This is a genomic window from Virgibacillus sp. Bac332 (genome assembly GCF_003667785.1).
GTDB lineage: Bacteria > Bacillota > Bacilli > Bacillales > Amphibacillaceae > Virgibacillus > Virgibacillus salarius.
In genome coordinates this window covers 4199589-4213417 of the sequence record NZ_CP033046.1, presented here as the reverse complement: position 1 = coordinate 4213417, position 13829 = coordinate 4199589, and the positions used below count along the sequence as shown (strand labels likewise).

Here is a 13829-nt window from a genome sequence, read left to right as displayed (position 1 = left end):
ATGACAAATATATTTACACGTATTAAAGATTCTGTAACGAGTGATCTTCATAACCTTATGGATCAGAAGGAACAAAAGAATCCAATTGCAGCATTAAATCATTACTTACGTCAAAGTGAACAGGAAAAAGAAAAAGTGCGAAAGCTTGTGGAAAGACAATATAAGTTAAAGGATGAGTTTACAAAAGAGTATCAGATGGCTAATGACCTAGCTGAAAAACGTCTAAAACAAGCAGAAATTGCTGAGAAAGCAGGAGAAGAGCAAATGCATGCATTTGCAGTGAGGGAACACGAAGAATATCAAGCTCGTGCAGAGCGATTGAAAGCATCACGTGATGAGGCGGAACAAGAATTAGACACCTTAGAGCAGAAGTATGAAGATATGAAGCATAAGCTAAAAGATATGCATCTACGCAGGATGGAGCTAATGGGTCGAGAAAATGTTGCACGTGCCAACCATCAGATGAACAAAGTGGTAGACGAAACATCCGATAAACCTTTTTCTAAATTTGTGGAGATGGAAAGATACATCGAAGGACTCGAGTATCGAGTTAATAATTCATACTATCGTAGTACATTTGATAACAAAATAGCCAAACTAGAACAAGAAATGAAAGAAAAGGAGCAAGTATAAATAAGTATCACTAAAGTGCAGGTGCCGTTCCTATTAAACCATCGAGATATCACACTTTCTCTTCGTCAGCAATTAAAAAAATGATATACTATACAGGCGCACGTGGATGCGCCTGTTTTACATAATAAAGAAGGGAGGCTTACTTCATGTTTCAACGATTAACAACGGACACTCTAAATTGGATATTGATCATTGGAGTAATCCTCTTTATTATTGAGCTCACATTTTTCCATGGCGGAATGCTAATTCCAGCTTTATTTTTTGCCTTGCTTATTTATATTGGAAGGAAAAAGTTCCACAGTCTATGGGGAAAGGTAATCTTTTGGAGCGGTATGGTTGGTATTATTTTTGCGATTCTTAATATGCTTGCGGTAAGGTTCTTAATTATTGCCGCTATCGTTTTGTTTGTGGTTAACTATAGCAAATCCAAAAAAGCAGCGGAAGTTCTGAGACCTTCCATAATGGGGAATCAGCATAAGGCGAATGAAACAATTATAAGTAAGCAACCATTATTAGACCATAAACTATTTGATGACCAACGAACAGAGGAAACAGCCTATCAATGGAAAGATGTTAATATTCATGGTGCATTTGGTGATCGGATTATTGACTTAAGTAATACAGTACTTCCTAAAGACACAGCAGTTATCTCTATACGTCACTTGGTTGGTAACTTGGAAATTTATGTTCCTTATGATGTTGAAGTAAGTATACACCATAGTTCCGTATTCGGACGCGCGCATATATTGGGACATTACCATGAAAAATTGATGAATCAATCTTTGCTTTATCAAACGAAAGATTATGATACCGTTGTTCCACGTGTGAAAATTGTTACCTCATTATTGTCTGGTGATATTGAGGTGAAGCGAATATGAATATGATTTTGCGTCATATTGTTACTGCTGTTATGTTTAGTATTTTACTATCAATTGCAATGGTTGGGTTAACACTTGTCGCGTTCGTCAATGATTGGAGCCGTATTGTAGATCAAAAATTAGGTGATGTATCGTTCGTGCTAGTTATTTTTGTTATATCTGTTGCTGCTGGATTGATTATTGGGACAGTAACTGGATATTATTGGAGACAACGAATTCATCACGTAGAAAGACAACTGGATGAAATCATTAAAGGTCAAAAACTAACCCTTGATATAGATGCGTATAAAGATTTAGAAGACATTCACCGGTATATGGGACAAATACAAAATAAAATTAGGGCTCAGACAGAACAAGCGCAGCGATTAGCAACAGAAAGAGCTACTGAACGCGAACAAAGCTTACAAGAAATTGTTGTTCAGGAGCGTAATCGCTTAGCAAGAGAATTACATGATTCGGTCAGCCAACAGTTATTTGCTGCTTCCATGATGATGTCGGCTATCAATGAAACAAACCCTCCTAAGGATACTGTAATGAAAAAGCAGCTGCGAATGGTGGAAAACATGATTCATCAATCTCAATTAGAGATGCGGGCATTACTGCTACATCTTCGGCCAGTTGCCTTGAAGGGGAAATCCCTACAAGCTGGTGCAGAAGAATTATTGCTTGAATTAACACAAAAAGTTCCAATGGATATTACTTGGAACGTTGAGGCGTTTACTGTAGATAAAGGTGTAGAGGACCAATTGTTTCGTATCCTTCAGGAAGCAGTGTCAAATACGCTGCGACATGCAAAAGCAACTACATTACAAGTAATGCTTGTTGAAAGAGATGAAAACGTAATTTTACGAGTAACGGATAACGGTATTGGTTTTGTTATGGAAAAAATAAAGACGGGCTCTTACGGCTTACAGAATATGCAAGAACGTGCGTATGAGGTAGGTGGGAGCTTCAAGGTAATTAGTCTCCCAGATGAAGGTACACGAATAGAAGTAAAGGTACCGAATCTAGGAAAGGAGGATTAGAATAATGATTAACGTTTTATTTGCTGATGATCATGAAATGGTTCGAATTGGAGTCACTTCCTATTTATCCGCTCAACCTGATATTAAAGTTATTGCAGAAGCTGATGATGGTGAGAAAGCTGTAGAACTTGCATTAGAATTAAGACCAGATATTATCTTAATGGATCTAGTCATGAAAGATATGGATGGAATTGAAGCAACAAAATTAATTATGGAACAATGGCCAAACGCAAAGATTATTATTGTGACTAGCTTCTTAGATGATGAAAAGGTCTATCCGGCATTGGAAGCTGGTGCTACTAGTTATATGTTGAAAACATCCAAGGCTGAAGAAATTGCCAAAGCTATTCGTGCTACGTATCAAGGGCAAACGGTACTTGAGCCAGAAGTAACTGGAAAGATTATGAACCGCATGCGTACACCGCAAGTGGAATTACATGAACAGTTAACAGAAAGAGAGAAAGAAATTTTACTCCTATTGACTCAAGGTAAAACAAATCAGGAAATAGCTGATGAGTTATTCATTTCTTTAAAAACAGTAAAGGTACATGTAAGTAATCTACTAGGTAAACTGGAGGTACAGGATCGTACTCAGGCAGTTATCTATGCATTTAAGCATCATCTAGTGGAATAACATAACTAGATGATGCTTAAAAGAAGACGCAAATGATAGTTCATACATATAGCTATCATATTCTATTTTCCCATGACATTTGATCAGCCTTCTCGTGAGTAGACCAATTCCTTTGCAAACTCCTCACGGTTGTTCTGATCACTAGAGTCATGTATTTTCCAGTTGCTTCGAAGTGGAAAAAGTAGTTCCAAGCGCTATATTATTTGTCTTTGCACGGCCGATCTAATTGTTTAACTTTTGATTACGCTCAAAATAACGATCAGCTAGTTGGTAAATAGATATTAATTCATAAATAATAATAAGTTCTGGAGGAAAAGTGGTGGCGTCGTAGTCATGTTTATTTTTTGACAGACCATTTTCTTCCCAAAACATTTCACTTAATTGTTTCAAACATTGTTGATGCTTTTGTGATTCAAACTGTTTCGCATGTGAAAATCCTTCCACGAGTTCGTCTACTGCATGTAAAATAATCCTTCGTTCGTTTTCTCCCCACATTCTAAAGTTCTTTGGAGTATGGAGTACATTATCTGTATGGTAATGAATAAGCCTTAAACATATCAGCTGTTTTTCTATTATCTTAAAGTAATTTCTCTCGCTATCAGCAAGTGGATGGAATTTCGATTCATCTTTTTGAAAGCGAATGAGTGTCTCTGTCAGCTGTATTTTTTTGTATACTTGATCTGCTGGGTTAATAGTGATTGGTGACTTATCAACATCCACCATGCATTGAAAAACTTTTGCGATCATATCTCCTGTCTGTTTACGAATGCTCTCCATATTTACTGTAATATTTTTTGTGTAATCAGGTGGTAAAACAAACATGTTCACTCCTGTGGAAACTAATAGGCCAAGGGTCGTAGTTCCTAAACGAATCAAGAATGATATAAAGTAATTGCTATGAATAACTTCAACCATTGCTACAGCAGTGAGTGTTGCTACTAAAAGCCCGGCATGTAGTTTTAGCTTAAAACAAGTAACGATCGTAAATGTTGCGGCTAGTGCGTATGTTAAGGGAGAGTTTCCGAATAAGAATATAAAAAATACCGAATATGCAGAACCAATTGCAGAAGCTGGAAATCGAATAATTCCCTTACGAATAGAATCAGAAACAGTGGGTTCTATTGTTACAATTGCTGTAATAACTGCAAATACAGCCGGGATATTTAGTAATGAGCAAATCCAAGCAGTTATGAATACAGCAACTCCAGTTTTAACCACTCTACTCCCAATAAAATGAAATCGTTTCACCATCGTCATCTCCTAAGCTGTCTTAACCTAAATCTCTTATCCATCATCTATTCTCCAACAACGAAAAAATTTTTTCAACTAAGTTTAAAAAAAGGGTTGCAATTTTTCAAATATTACCATAAACTGTTTTATAACAAAATACAAAAAATAAAATTGTTATATAAAAGGAGGTTCTTAAATTGATGAATAGTGAAACAGCAAGATGTCCAGATTGTGGAGAGAAGATGAAGACTAATGGATATATACAGGAATGTGATTATTGTCTATCTAAAAAGGAGGACTAATTTTTTTATATGCTCTGTTATATAACAAATGAATATGTATTATAACAATAATTGTTACCAAATAGTCATACAGATTAGATTTTACCCGCATATAACTGGCAGTAAGCTCTCCACATCAAGTAATAGAAACCAATAATGGTAAGTGTGGGATCAACTGCCAGTAAATGTCCGATTGGTTTAAGGGCCTTTAGGTCATATCCTTTTGGTATTAACAATTAGAGGGGGAAAACCAAACCCTAACAGATTGAAGTTTCACTATATCGTAGTTGATTTTAAAGGAGGATTATAATGACAAATAGTAGAGCAGAAATAATTAAGGAAGAATGGGAAAATAATCAACGGTGGTCAGGAGTAGAACGACCATATACTGCTGATGATGTTATTCGATTAAGGGGTTCAATTGACCTCAACTACTCACTAGCAGAATTAGGTTCACGTAAGCTATGGAAACTGTTGCATACGGAAAAATATATTCACGCATTAGGGGCATTAACTGGAAACCAAGCTGTTCAACAAGTTAAAGCAGGTTTGAAAGCCATTTATCTCAGTGGCTGGCAGGTAGCTGCAGACGCAAATATGGCAGGGCAAATGTATCCAGATCAGAGCCTGTATCCTGTGAATAGTGTACCGAATGTGGTAAAACGGATTAATCAAGCACTTCAACGAGCTGATCAAATTTATTTTTCAGAAGGGAAGCAAACAATTGATTGGTATGCTCCAATTATCGCTGATGCAGAGGCTGGATTTGGGGGACAATTAAATGTCTACGAATTAATGAAATCTATGATTGAAGCCGGGGCATCAGCAGTTCATTTTGAAGATCAATTATCATCAGAGAAGAAATGTGGTCATTTAGGTGGTAAAGTACTGTTACCAACACAGACTGCAGTACGGAATCTAATTGCTGCTAGATTGGCCGCAGATGTAATGGGAACACCTACTATTATAATTGCTAGAACAGATGCAAACGCAGCTAACTTAATTACAAGTGATGTTGATCCATATGATGCTCGTTTTATTACTGGAGAGCGAACGACAGAGGGGTTTTATAAAACGAAAGCAGGAATTGAGCAAGCCATTGCCCGCGGTCTAGCATATGCACCATATGCAGATCTAGTATGGTGTGAGACATCAGAACCAAACTTGGAGGAAGCAAGCATGTTTGCTGAAGCTATTCGTGCAAAGTACCCAAATCAATTACTAGCTTATAATTGCTCACCATCATTTAATTGGAAGAAAAAGTTATCGGATGACGAAATTTCTACTTTTCAAGAAAAATTAGGGGAATTAGGCTACAAATTTCAATTTGTTACATTAGCAGGGTTTCATGCTCTTAACTATAGTATGTTTGAACTGTCTAGAAAATATAAAGATGAGGGAATGAAGGCCTACTCCGAATTGCAGCAAGGAGAATTTGCTAGTGAGCAATTTGGTTATAGTGCCACACGTCATCAACGCGAAGTGGGAACAGGCTATTTTGATGAAGTAGCACAAATAATATCTGGTGGTAGTTTCTCAACGGGTGCACTAAAGGGGTCGACAGAAGAGGAACAATTTACATCTTCTTTTTGAAGAAAATTAACTTGGGCTAAGGCGTTCATTCTACATCGAATGAACGCCTTTTTTAATGGAAAAAGAGGTTTTATGTCACATTTGAAACATAATTGTAATATTACTATAATATGTGTGCAATTTTTAACTGTTATACTACTAATTGCCTAAGTTAATAGGATACATAATCTAGTCTAGTTTCACATTACTGCATAATACCATCAAAAGAATTACAAAATATACATATTTTATTTGCAGACGTGATAAAAAGAAGTGGGGGAGAAAGGTGAAGAAATCAATCGTAACAGTAGCGACTGTGACAGTCGTCGGTTTAAGTAGTGCATTTGCAATGGATGCACATGCGGAAACGATGGATGACCTCAAGAATAAACAGTCTGAAATTCAAGATAATCGTGATGAAATTAAAGCAAATCTATCAGAAGCAGAAGCGAAAATTGCAGATGTTTTAATAGAATTAGAAGATTTAAATAAAGAGATAAAAAACGTTAATCATGCGCTTAAAGAAAATCAAAAAATGATGGATAAGACAGAAAGCGATATTGCTAAAAAAGAAAAAGAAGTACAAGCTTTAGAGGATGAAATTGTTCAACTTGAGGAAGCTATTGAGAAACGTTACAACATTTTAAAAGAGCGTGTAGTTTCTTATCAACAGAGTGGTGGAAATGTTAGCTATTTAGAAGTTATTTTTGGTTCTAAAAGCTTTAGTGACTTTATTAGCCGTGTATCTGCTGTGAATAAAATATCCGACTCAGATACCCAGTTGATGGAAAAACAAGAGAAAGATAAAAAAGAAGTAGAAGAAAAACAGGATAAAGTATTAGCTAAGCTTGAAGAGCTTAAGGATATGAAGGTTGAATTAAAAGGTGTACAAGCAACCATTAATGAGCAAAAACAAGAAAATGAAAATAAAAAAGAAGCATTAAAAAATAAGAAACAGGATCTTGTAGCATTAAAAGAAGAGCTTCAAGTAAAAGATAGTAATCTAGCTTCTTTAGAAAATGAAGTGAAACAAAGTATTGCTCAGCAACAAAGACCAACTGTTTCTTCAAACTCAAACTCAAATTCAAGTTCAGCTGGAAAGCTTCAAACATTAAGCAGTAGCGGTTCATCATCTAAACCATCCGTATCTTCTGGAGGCGGTGGCATTAGTACAGCAATTAATGCTGGCTATCAATATCTTGGTGTACCATATGTATGGGGAGGTAAAGGACCAAGCGGATTTGATTGTTCAGGATTTGTATCTTGGGCATTTGGTCAAGCAGGATATTCTATTCCTTCAACGACATCTTCCCTTGCCGGAACTGGTTCAAAAGTATCCTATAGCAATATTCAACCAGGTGACCTCGTATTCTTTAATACGTATAAAACAAATGGACATGTTGGAATTTATGTTGGCGGTGGCAAGTTTATCGGAGCTCAAAATTCAACTGGTCTAGCTGTAGCTGATATGAGTACTGGGTATTGGAAAAATCATTTTAAAGGTCATGTACGTCGTGTACGATAATAGATAGTATTTAAAAGAGTCTGGAAAAAGTAAATAAGAAGCAATCAAAAACGAGCGATGATTAGTTGATGAAATTAATTATCGTTCGTTTTTTTGATTAGAATCATTCATTTAGCAGCTGAAATAAGCGAGACTCTTTGAAAACGAGAGCTTTTGTTTGCAATATATTGCTCTGAAGCCTTCCTATCCTGTGGAGAGTTAGTATAATTCATGTTACGACGATTATAAGCTTGTCTGATGGAAGTAAGTTTTGCAGTCCAAATGCTTAGTTTCTTTTGAGGGTATTGAGCTGGAAATTTGAGGTTTAGTTAAAAAATAAAAGGGGTATAATAAAATGTGCCTCTTTACGTTCCGTATCCCGTAAATGGTACATAAAACTTATAGAAAGGATCTGTTATGAATAAAAATAGCGCATTCAAAAATCCCGTTTTCTATGTATCTGCCATCATTGTATTTTTACTAGTAATTATTGGTGCTACAATGCCAAAGAAGTTCGGGGATGTAGCAGGAAAGTTATTTGATTTTACGACGATAAACTTTGGTTGGTTCTATTTATTAGCGGTTTTTGTTTTTATACTGTTCTTAATTGGAATTTCGTTCAGTAAATATGGAAAAATACGTCTAGGTGCCTCTGATTCGAAACCAGAGTATTCCTTCTTTACTTGGATTGGAATGTTATTTTCAGCAGGATTTGGTGCTGGGTTAGTCTTTTGGGGTGTGGCAGAACCAATGAGTCATTTCTTCGATACACCATTTCCAGAATTAGAATCCATGACGGAAGAGTCTGCAAGAGTTGCAATGGGATATGCTTTCTTCCATTGGGGGATTAGCCAATGGTCAGTCTTCGCTGTTGTTGGATTAGTAATTGCGTACCTTCAATTCAAGAAAAAAGAAAGGGGCTTAATCTCTACATCTATTCAACCAATTGTTGGTAAGAATAAGATGGTTGGTAATACGATTGACTCCCTTGCGGTTATTGCTACGGTAATGGGGGTTGCAACCTCTTTAGGATTAGGAATCTTACAAATGAATGGAGGACTAAAATCTGTATTTGATGTACCGACGTCAATATGGGTTCAAATGGCTATAGCTGGGATTATGTTAATTACATATTTAATTTCATCCAGTACTGGATTAGATAAGGGAATTAAATGGTTAAGTAATATCAATTTAGGCTTATGTCTCTTATTATTAGTTTTTGTATTATTAGCAGGACCAACAGTATTTATTTTCAATACATTTGTATTGGGTTTAGGAGATTATTTCACAAACTTTGTCCAATATAGTTTACGACTAACGCCTTATTCAGGTGAAACATGGGTGAGAGAGTGGACGATATTTTACTGGGCTTGGTCAACAGCATGGTCACCATTTGTTGGAGCATTTGTTGCTCGCGTATCACGAGGAAGATCAATTCGAGAATACGTTATAGGTGTATTAGTAGTATCCCCTGCAATTGCTTGTATATGGATTGCTGCGTTTGGTGGAACAGCACTTTACAATGATCTATTTAATGGTAGTTCCATTGCAGAAGCAGTGAATGCTGATGTCGCAGTAGCTTTATTTGAAACCTATCAGCATTTGCCATTTACAACGGTATTATCATTGTTGTCAATCTTTTTAATCTTTACATTCCTGGTTACGTCTGCTGATTCTGCGACATATATTTTAGGGTCAATGACATCGAGAGGGAGCTTAAATCCTGCTTTAGTAACAAAAATTGTATGGGGTGTGCTCATTACGGCGATTGCTGTAGTTTTACTATTGGCAGGTGGTCTTCAAGCCTTACAAACTGCTTCGTTAATCTCGGCACTGCCATTTACTGTGATTTTATTATTCATGGTAGTTACCTTTTTGCGAATGATTAAAAAAGATTATAAAAAATAGTCAGTAACATAGCTTGAATGCTTGTCTGTTGTTGTGCAGTACTACAATAACACACTTCGCTGATTAGTGTTTAAAAGCATAGTCAATTGTTTAGAACTAGCAAAAGGCCGAACGGTTTCGAATGATCGTTTGGCTCTTACTTTAATTATCTCCTTTGCTTGCTTCTAGTCACTTTCTACACATACATAAGAATAGACGATAGGATACGAATAGGGTAAAATAAAAGCTATTAGAGAGGGAGGTGATTCACGTGGGAAGGCCATAGGATTAGTGGTTATGTTGACAGGTGATTCACCTGCTAACGGATAAGGTATAAATAAATTATTATGCAGGAGGTGGAATCCTTGTATCTAATGATACAAGGATTATAATTGGAAATTGTAAACTTATTATTGGTTGCTATATTGATTATGCTGACCGCATTCTTTGTAGCAACCGAATTTGCAATCGTTAAAGTTCGTTCAACTCGGATAGATCATTTAATTGCTGAAGGGAATAAAAAGGCGATTCATGCAAAAAAGCTTATCGATAATTTAGATGCCTATTTATCTGCTTGTCAATTAGGAATTACCGTAACGGCATTAGGATTAGGGTGGCTAGGTGAACCAACCCTGGAAAGAATTCTTCATCCCGTGTTTGACAGTATAGGAATGAATGAAACAATTGCTTCTATAGTATCATTTGCTATAGCCTTTTTGTTAATCACGTATTTACATGTTGTAATTGGCGAATTAGCACCAAAGACAATTGCCATTCAAAAGGCAGAGGCAGTAACGTTATATGTTGCTAGACCGCTTATCTTCTTTTATAAAATAATGTATCCGTTTATTTGGCTGTTAAATGGCTCAGCCCGGCTTTTTATTCAATTATTTGGATTTAAACCTGTGAAGGAGCATGAAATTGCACATACGGAAGAGGAATTACGTTTAATTCTTTCGGAAAGTTATAAAAGTGGAAAAATCAATCAATCTGAAATGATGTATGTAAACAATGTTTTTGAGTTTGATGAACAACTTGCAAAAAACATTATGACTCCGCGGACTGAGATTCTTTGTTTTTATAAAGATGATAGTTTTGATGTAAATCTTGAAGTTATTCAAGAAGGACAATTTACCAGATACCCTGTAGCTGATGGGGATAAAGATACGATTATTGGTCTCGTCAATATAAAAGCCTTATTCACAGGTCGTCTAGAAGAGGAAAAGCCGATATCGATTGAAGAATTTATCCGACCAATCCTTCATGTTTCAGAGGCTACACCAATTAAGCAGCTTTTGTTAAAAATGCAAAAGGAACGAATCCATATGGCCATTGTTAATGATGAATATGGTGGCACAGCTGGTTTAATTACTGTAGAAGATATATTAGAAGAAATTGTTGGCGAGATACGAGATGAATTTGATCTCCATGAAAAACCAATGATAGAAAACGTTGATCATAAGAATAAGATCGTCTCAGGTAAATTACAACTAGATGAAGTAAATCAATTAATCGGTACTAATCTGGAAGATGAAGAAATTGATACGATCGGTGGCTGGATTTTTATGAAGAATTTAGATGCTACAAAAGGAACAATTATTGATCATGAAGGATTTCAATTTACTGTGGAAGAAATGGATGGATATCAAATAAAAGAGGTAAGGATTACGAAAAAGTAAGTTCTAGTGATGCCTTGCTATAAGGGTTGACACACTTATATAGACTGTATATAATCTAAATGAATTGCATAGCGATTTCCTAGGGTTCCGCAATTGTTTTTAATTGGTCTGGTCCGAGAGGAAATGCACGTTATACGTGTACACGGAGGGATAAAAGCCCGGGAGGATATCTTACGTATGGATATCTTTCCGGTTTTTTTAATGGAGTTTGAGCTACAATTGGGTACTCTAAAAGTTGTGAGGTGGTATGAATGAATAAAAATTGGATAATTATTTTGGTGGCTGGATTATTTGAAATTGGTTGGGTGATTGGTTTAAAGCATTCTTACAATTTATTTACTTGGTTATTAACGGTGTTTGCAATTTATATAAGTATGCATTTGCTTATTATTGCTTCCCGAAAGCTTCCAATTGGAACCAGTTATGCAGTATTTACAGGCATTGGTACAGCTGGGACTGTTATTGCCGAAATTGTATTGTTTGATGAGCCTTTTCGTATGATAAAAATCGTATTCATAATGGTTCTGTTGATTGGTGTGCTTGGCTTAAAAATGGTCACTACCACGGATGAAAGAGAAGAGGTGTAAGAAGTGAATTGGCTATTTTTAATTATTGCGGGAGTGAGTGAAGTAATTGGAGTGATGGGGATAAATAAAATAAATCATCAACGCAGTCTAGCTTCCTTCATTTGGCTTATTGGCGGATTTGTCACAAGCTTTGCTTGTTTAAGCATAGCAATGAGGACAATTCCAATGAGCACTGCTTATGCTGTTTGGACAGGAATCGGTACAGTAGGTAGTGCTTTAGCTGGGATGTTATTCTTTCATGAGTCTAGAGACTGGAAGAGGCTCCTATTTATCAGTATGATTCTAACTGCTGCTATTGGTTTAAAGCTAATCTCTTAGATATGTTTACACGCTATTATAATCGGTTAAACAATACTAAGTAACGTTGAAAACTAACGTAAAGGAGTGCCGATGTGATGGATTTAAATCATGAAATAAAGCAGTTAGAAGCCGTTCATAGAGAAGGATCGGATAAGGTATTTACCATGTACTTAAATACTGATCCCTCTGATCCTGAGCAACAGGGGGGAGAATGGAAAATACAATTCAAAAATGGCATGCGTAATTTTGAACAATATTTAGAGGAAGCCAATAACAAGGAAGAACTTAAAAGCTTTCAACTTGTAAAGCAAAAAGTAGAAAAATTTATTCGCGGAAATGAACAGGAATTTCGTAAGGGCGTTATTGTTTTTGCAACAGCTGATGAAGAAGTTTGGTTTGCTGCACGTGTCCAATTGAGATTAGAGACCGCGTTCTTTTGGCAGGAAACACCTGTATTAGACCAAGTGAAAAAGCTAAAAAAGGACTATCCAAAAGCAGGTATCATTCTTGTGCAGCAAAATGAAGTAAAGTTTATAGAGTCCTACTTAAATGAAATTAATGAAACAAAATCGTTTGAATTAGATCTAGAGACGGATAACTGGCGAGAAAAGACTGCAATGGGTCCAGGTAATCCATCTATTCAGAAAGATAATTTGCAATCCCGATATGAGGCAAATAAACATCGATGGTACAAAAAGATCGCACCAATGTTGGATAAGCACGCTAAAAACAATGATTGGGAAAAAATATATGTGATCGGTGAACCTGGATCTTCGCAGTCTTTAGCAGAGCAAATGAATAAGTCGATTGATCGAATTATTCAGAAAAACATGCTTGATCATGAGGAATCAAAAATACTTCAGGAAGTTTTTGGATAAAATAAATGGACTTTATCGTTAAATGATTAGAGCAGTTTTTAAGCAACGAGAATAGATGAATGACCGTGAGAAGGAGTAATAGGCAATATATTTTATAACGCAAGCTTTCGTCGAGTATGTCGAATGAAGGAGAAACCACGGTGCCATTCATGCACCGTGGGATTTTTTGTAGTAAGTTAAGAAAGTATAAAATCAGTGCAATGACTGCGTTAAGCCAAGTAGTTATTTTGAAATGTTTGATGTATATTGGCAATGCTCCGACTAATTACTTCGCTTTCCGTGGGCACGGCCTCAACTAACTTTGCAAAGAAGAACACGTTGCAAAGTGGATTTTCGGCTCGCGCTAATCCCGCAGGAGTCTACGTAATTAGTCTCCGCTATGAGAAGGTGCAACAATTCTTGTCATAAGTAATAGGTTGACTTTTTTACAATGGGTAAAGTGAAAATCGCTATCTGTGAGTATAAAAGCAGCTGTGTTACTTCATGCTAGCGTTGTAGAGCCTGATAATAGCGAAGGGCGGCCACTTCAACTCCTGTGGGAAATGTTTGACCTGAAGATCCACTTTTTTGAGCGGGTTTTGCTAAAAAAGTTAGCTGAAGGACAAACCCCACGGAAAGGGAAGTGGGCAGCCGGAGTGGTGGTCAAGCAAGCAGTAGCTATTATTCCATAATAGCTACTAGAGGAAGCGTAAATCTGAGCATTTAGTGACAAGGACTGAGCGAATTTTGCCCGGTTTTTCT

At 36.4% G+C, this 13829-nt stretch carries 14 protein-coding genes and 1 riboswitch; of the genes, 13 read left to right on the top strand and 1 reads right to left on the bottom strand.

The features are described from left to right. The 4 genes from D9782_RS20700 to D9782_RS20685 all read left to right on the top strand — a co-directional run bounded on the left by D9782_RS20700 (position 1) and on the right by D9782_RS20685 (position 3170). Positions 1-633, top strand: a complete 633-nt coding sequence (locus tag D9782_RS20700) for a PspA/IM30 family protein (protein ID WP_121605618.1) — start codon at positions 1-3, stop codon at positions 631-633. 146 nt (positions 634-779) lie between these two features. Beyond that, positions 780-1511 (top strand): cell wall-active antibiotics response protein LiaF, encoded by a 732-nt coding sequence (gene liaF, locus D9782_RS20695; protein WP_026680007.1) that lies wholly within the window; start codon positions 780-782, stop codon positions 1509-1511. Continuing rightward, the gene (locus D9782_RS20690; RefSeq protein ID WP_026680008.1) at positions 1508-2536 is read left to right on the top strand and encodes a sensor histidine kinase; all 1029 of its coding nucleotides are present in this window, start codon (positions 1508-1510) and stop codon (positions 2534-2536) included. The genes liaF and D9782_RS20690 overlap by 4 nt, the downstream gene beginning before the upstream one ends. A gap of 4 nt (positions 2537-2540) precedes the next feature. Continuing rightward, on the top strand, positions 2541-3170 hold the full coding sequence (locus D9782_RS20685) for a response regulator (protein ID WP_121605617.1): 630 nt from the start codon (positions 2541-2543) through the stop codon (positions 3168-3170). A gap of 222 nt (positions 3171-3392) precedes the next feature. On the opposite strand, the gene D9782_RS20680 is transcribed toward D9782_RS20685, so the two are convergent. Then, complete coding sequence (locus D9782_RS20680; protein ID WP_246484484.1) at positions 3393-4421, bottom strand: aromatic acid exporter family protein; 1029 nt, start codon at positions 4419-4421, stop codon at positions 3393-3395. A 176-nt stretch (positions 4422-4597) separates the two neighbouring features. Here D9782_RS20680 and D9782_RS23370 point away from each other — a divergent pair, with 176 nt between their 5' ends. The 9 genes from D9782_RS23370 to D9782_RS20640 all read left to right on the top strand — a co-directional run bounded on the left by D9782_RS23370 (position 4598) and on the right by D9782_RS20640 (position 13759). After that, complete coding sequence (locus D9782_RS23370; protein WP_371413977.1) at positions 4598-4702, top strand: YhfH family protein; 105 nt, start codon at positions 4598-4600, stop codon at positions 4700-4702. Positions 4703-4990: 288 nt separating this feature from the next. Further along, positions 4991-6274 (top strand): isocitrate lyase, encoded by a 1284-nt coding sequence (gene aceA / locus D9782_RS20675; RefSeq protein WP_026680011.1) that lies wholly within the window; start codon positions 4991-4993, stop codon positions 6272-6274. A 265-nt stretch (positions 6275-6539) separates the two neighbouring features. Beyond that, entirely contained in the window at positions 6540-7778 is a 1239-nt protein-coding gene (locus tag D9782_RS20670; RefSeq protein WP_240455764.1) for a C40 family peptidase, read from the top strand. Positions 7779-8174: 396 nt separating this feature from the next. Next, the gene (locus tag D9782_RS20665) at positions 8175-9665 is read left to right on the top strand and encodes a BCCT family transporter (RefSeq protein WP_026680013.1); all 1491 of its coding nucleotides are present in this window, start codon (positions 8175-8177) and stop codon (positions 9663-9665) included. Between the two features lie 371 nt (positions 9666-10036). Continuing rightward, positions 10037-11323 (top strand): hemolysin family protein, encoded by a 1287-nt coding sequence (locus D9782_RS20660; RefSeq protein ID WP_121605616.1) that lies wholly within the window; start codon positions 10037-10039, stop codon positions 11321-11323. A gap of 68 nt (positions 11324-11391) precedes the next feature. Then, positions 11392-11490, top strand: a riboswitch (guanidine-I (ykkC/yxkD leader). A gap of 84 nt (positions 11491-11574) precedes the next feature. After that, on the top strand, positions 11575-11910 hold the full coding sequence (locus D9782_RS20655; RefSeq protein WP_026680015.1) for a DMT family transporter: 336 nt from the start codon (positions 11575-11577) through the stop codon (positions 11908-11910). 3 nt (positions 11911-11913) lie between these two features. Next, complete coding sequence (locus D9782_RS20650; RefSeq protein ID WP_121605615.1) at positions 11914-12228, top strand: DMT family transporter; 315 nt, start codon at positions 11914-11916, stop codon at positions 12226-12228. 77 nt (positions 12229-12305) lie between these two features. Next, the gene (locus tag D9782_RS20645) at positions 12306-13088 is read left to right on the top strand and encodes a VLRF1 family aeRF1-type release factor (RefSeq protein ID WP_026680017.1); all 783 of its coding nucleotides are present in this window, start codon (positions 12306-12308) and stop codon (positions 13086-13088) included. A 455-nt stretch (positions 13089-13543) separates the two neighbouring features. Then, positions 13544-13759: a hypothetical protein gene (locus D9782_RS20640; protein ID WP_121603973.1), complete on the top strand. Its 216-nt coding sequence runs from the start codon at positions 13544-13546 to the stop codon at positions 13757-13759. The last annotated feature ends 70 nt before the right edge of the window (positions 13760-13829 follow it).

Coding starts and splice junctions, on each gene's coding strand:
- D9782_RS20680 (WP_246484484.1), bottom strand. CDS start 4,421: ATGGTGAAACGATTTCATTTTATTGGGAGTAGAGTGGTTAAAACTGGA.
- D9782_RS20645 (WP_026680017.1), top strand. CDS start 12,306: ATGGATTTAAATCATGAAATAAAGCAGTTAGAAGCCGTTCATAGAGAA.
- D9782_RS20700 (WP_121605618.1), top strand. CDS start 1: ATGACAAATATATTTACACGTATTAAAGATTCTGTAACGAGTGATCTT.
- liaF (WP_026680007.1), top strand. CDS start 780: ATGTTTCAACGATTAACAACGGACACTCTAAATTGGATATTGATCATT.
- D9782_RS20665 (WP_026680013.1), top strand. CDS start 8,175: ATGAATAAAAATAGCGCATTCAAAAATCCCGTTTTCTATGTATCTGCC.
- D9782_RS20690 (WP_026680008.1), top strand. CDS start 1,508: ATGAATATGATTTTGCGTCATATTGTTACTGCTGTTATGTTTAGTATT.
- D9782_RS20655 (WP_026680015.1), top strand. CDS start 11,575: ATGAATAAAAATTGGATAATTATTTTGGTGGCTGGATTATTTGAAATT.
- aceA (WP_026680011.1), top strand. CDS start 4,991: ATGACAAATAGTAGAGCAGAAATAATTAAGGAAGAATGGGAAAATAAT.
- D9782_RS20685 (WP_121605617.1), top strand. CDS start 2,541: ATGATTAACGTTTTATTTGCTGATGATCATGAAATGGTTCGAATTGGA.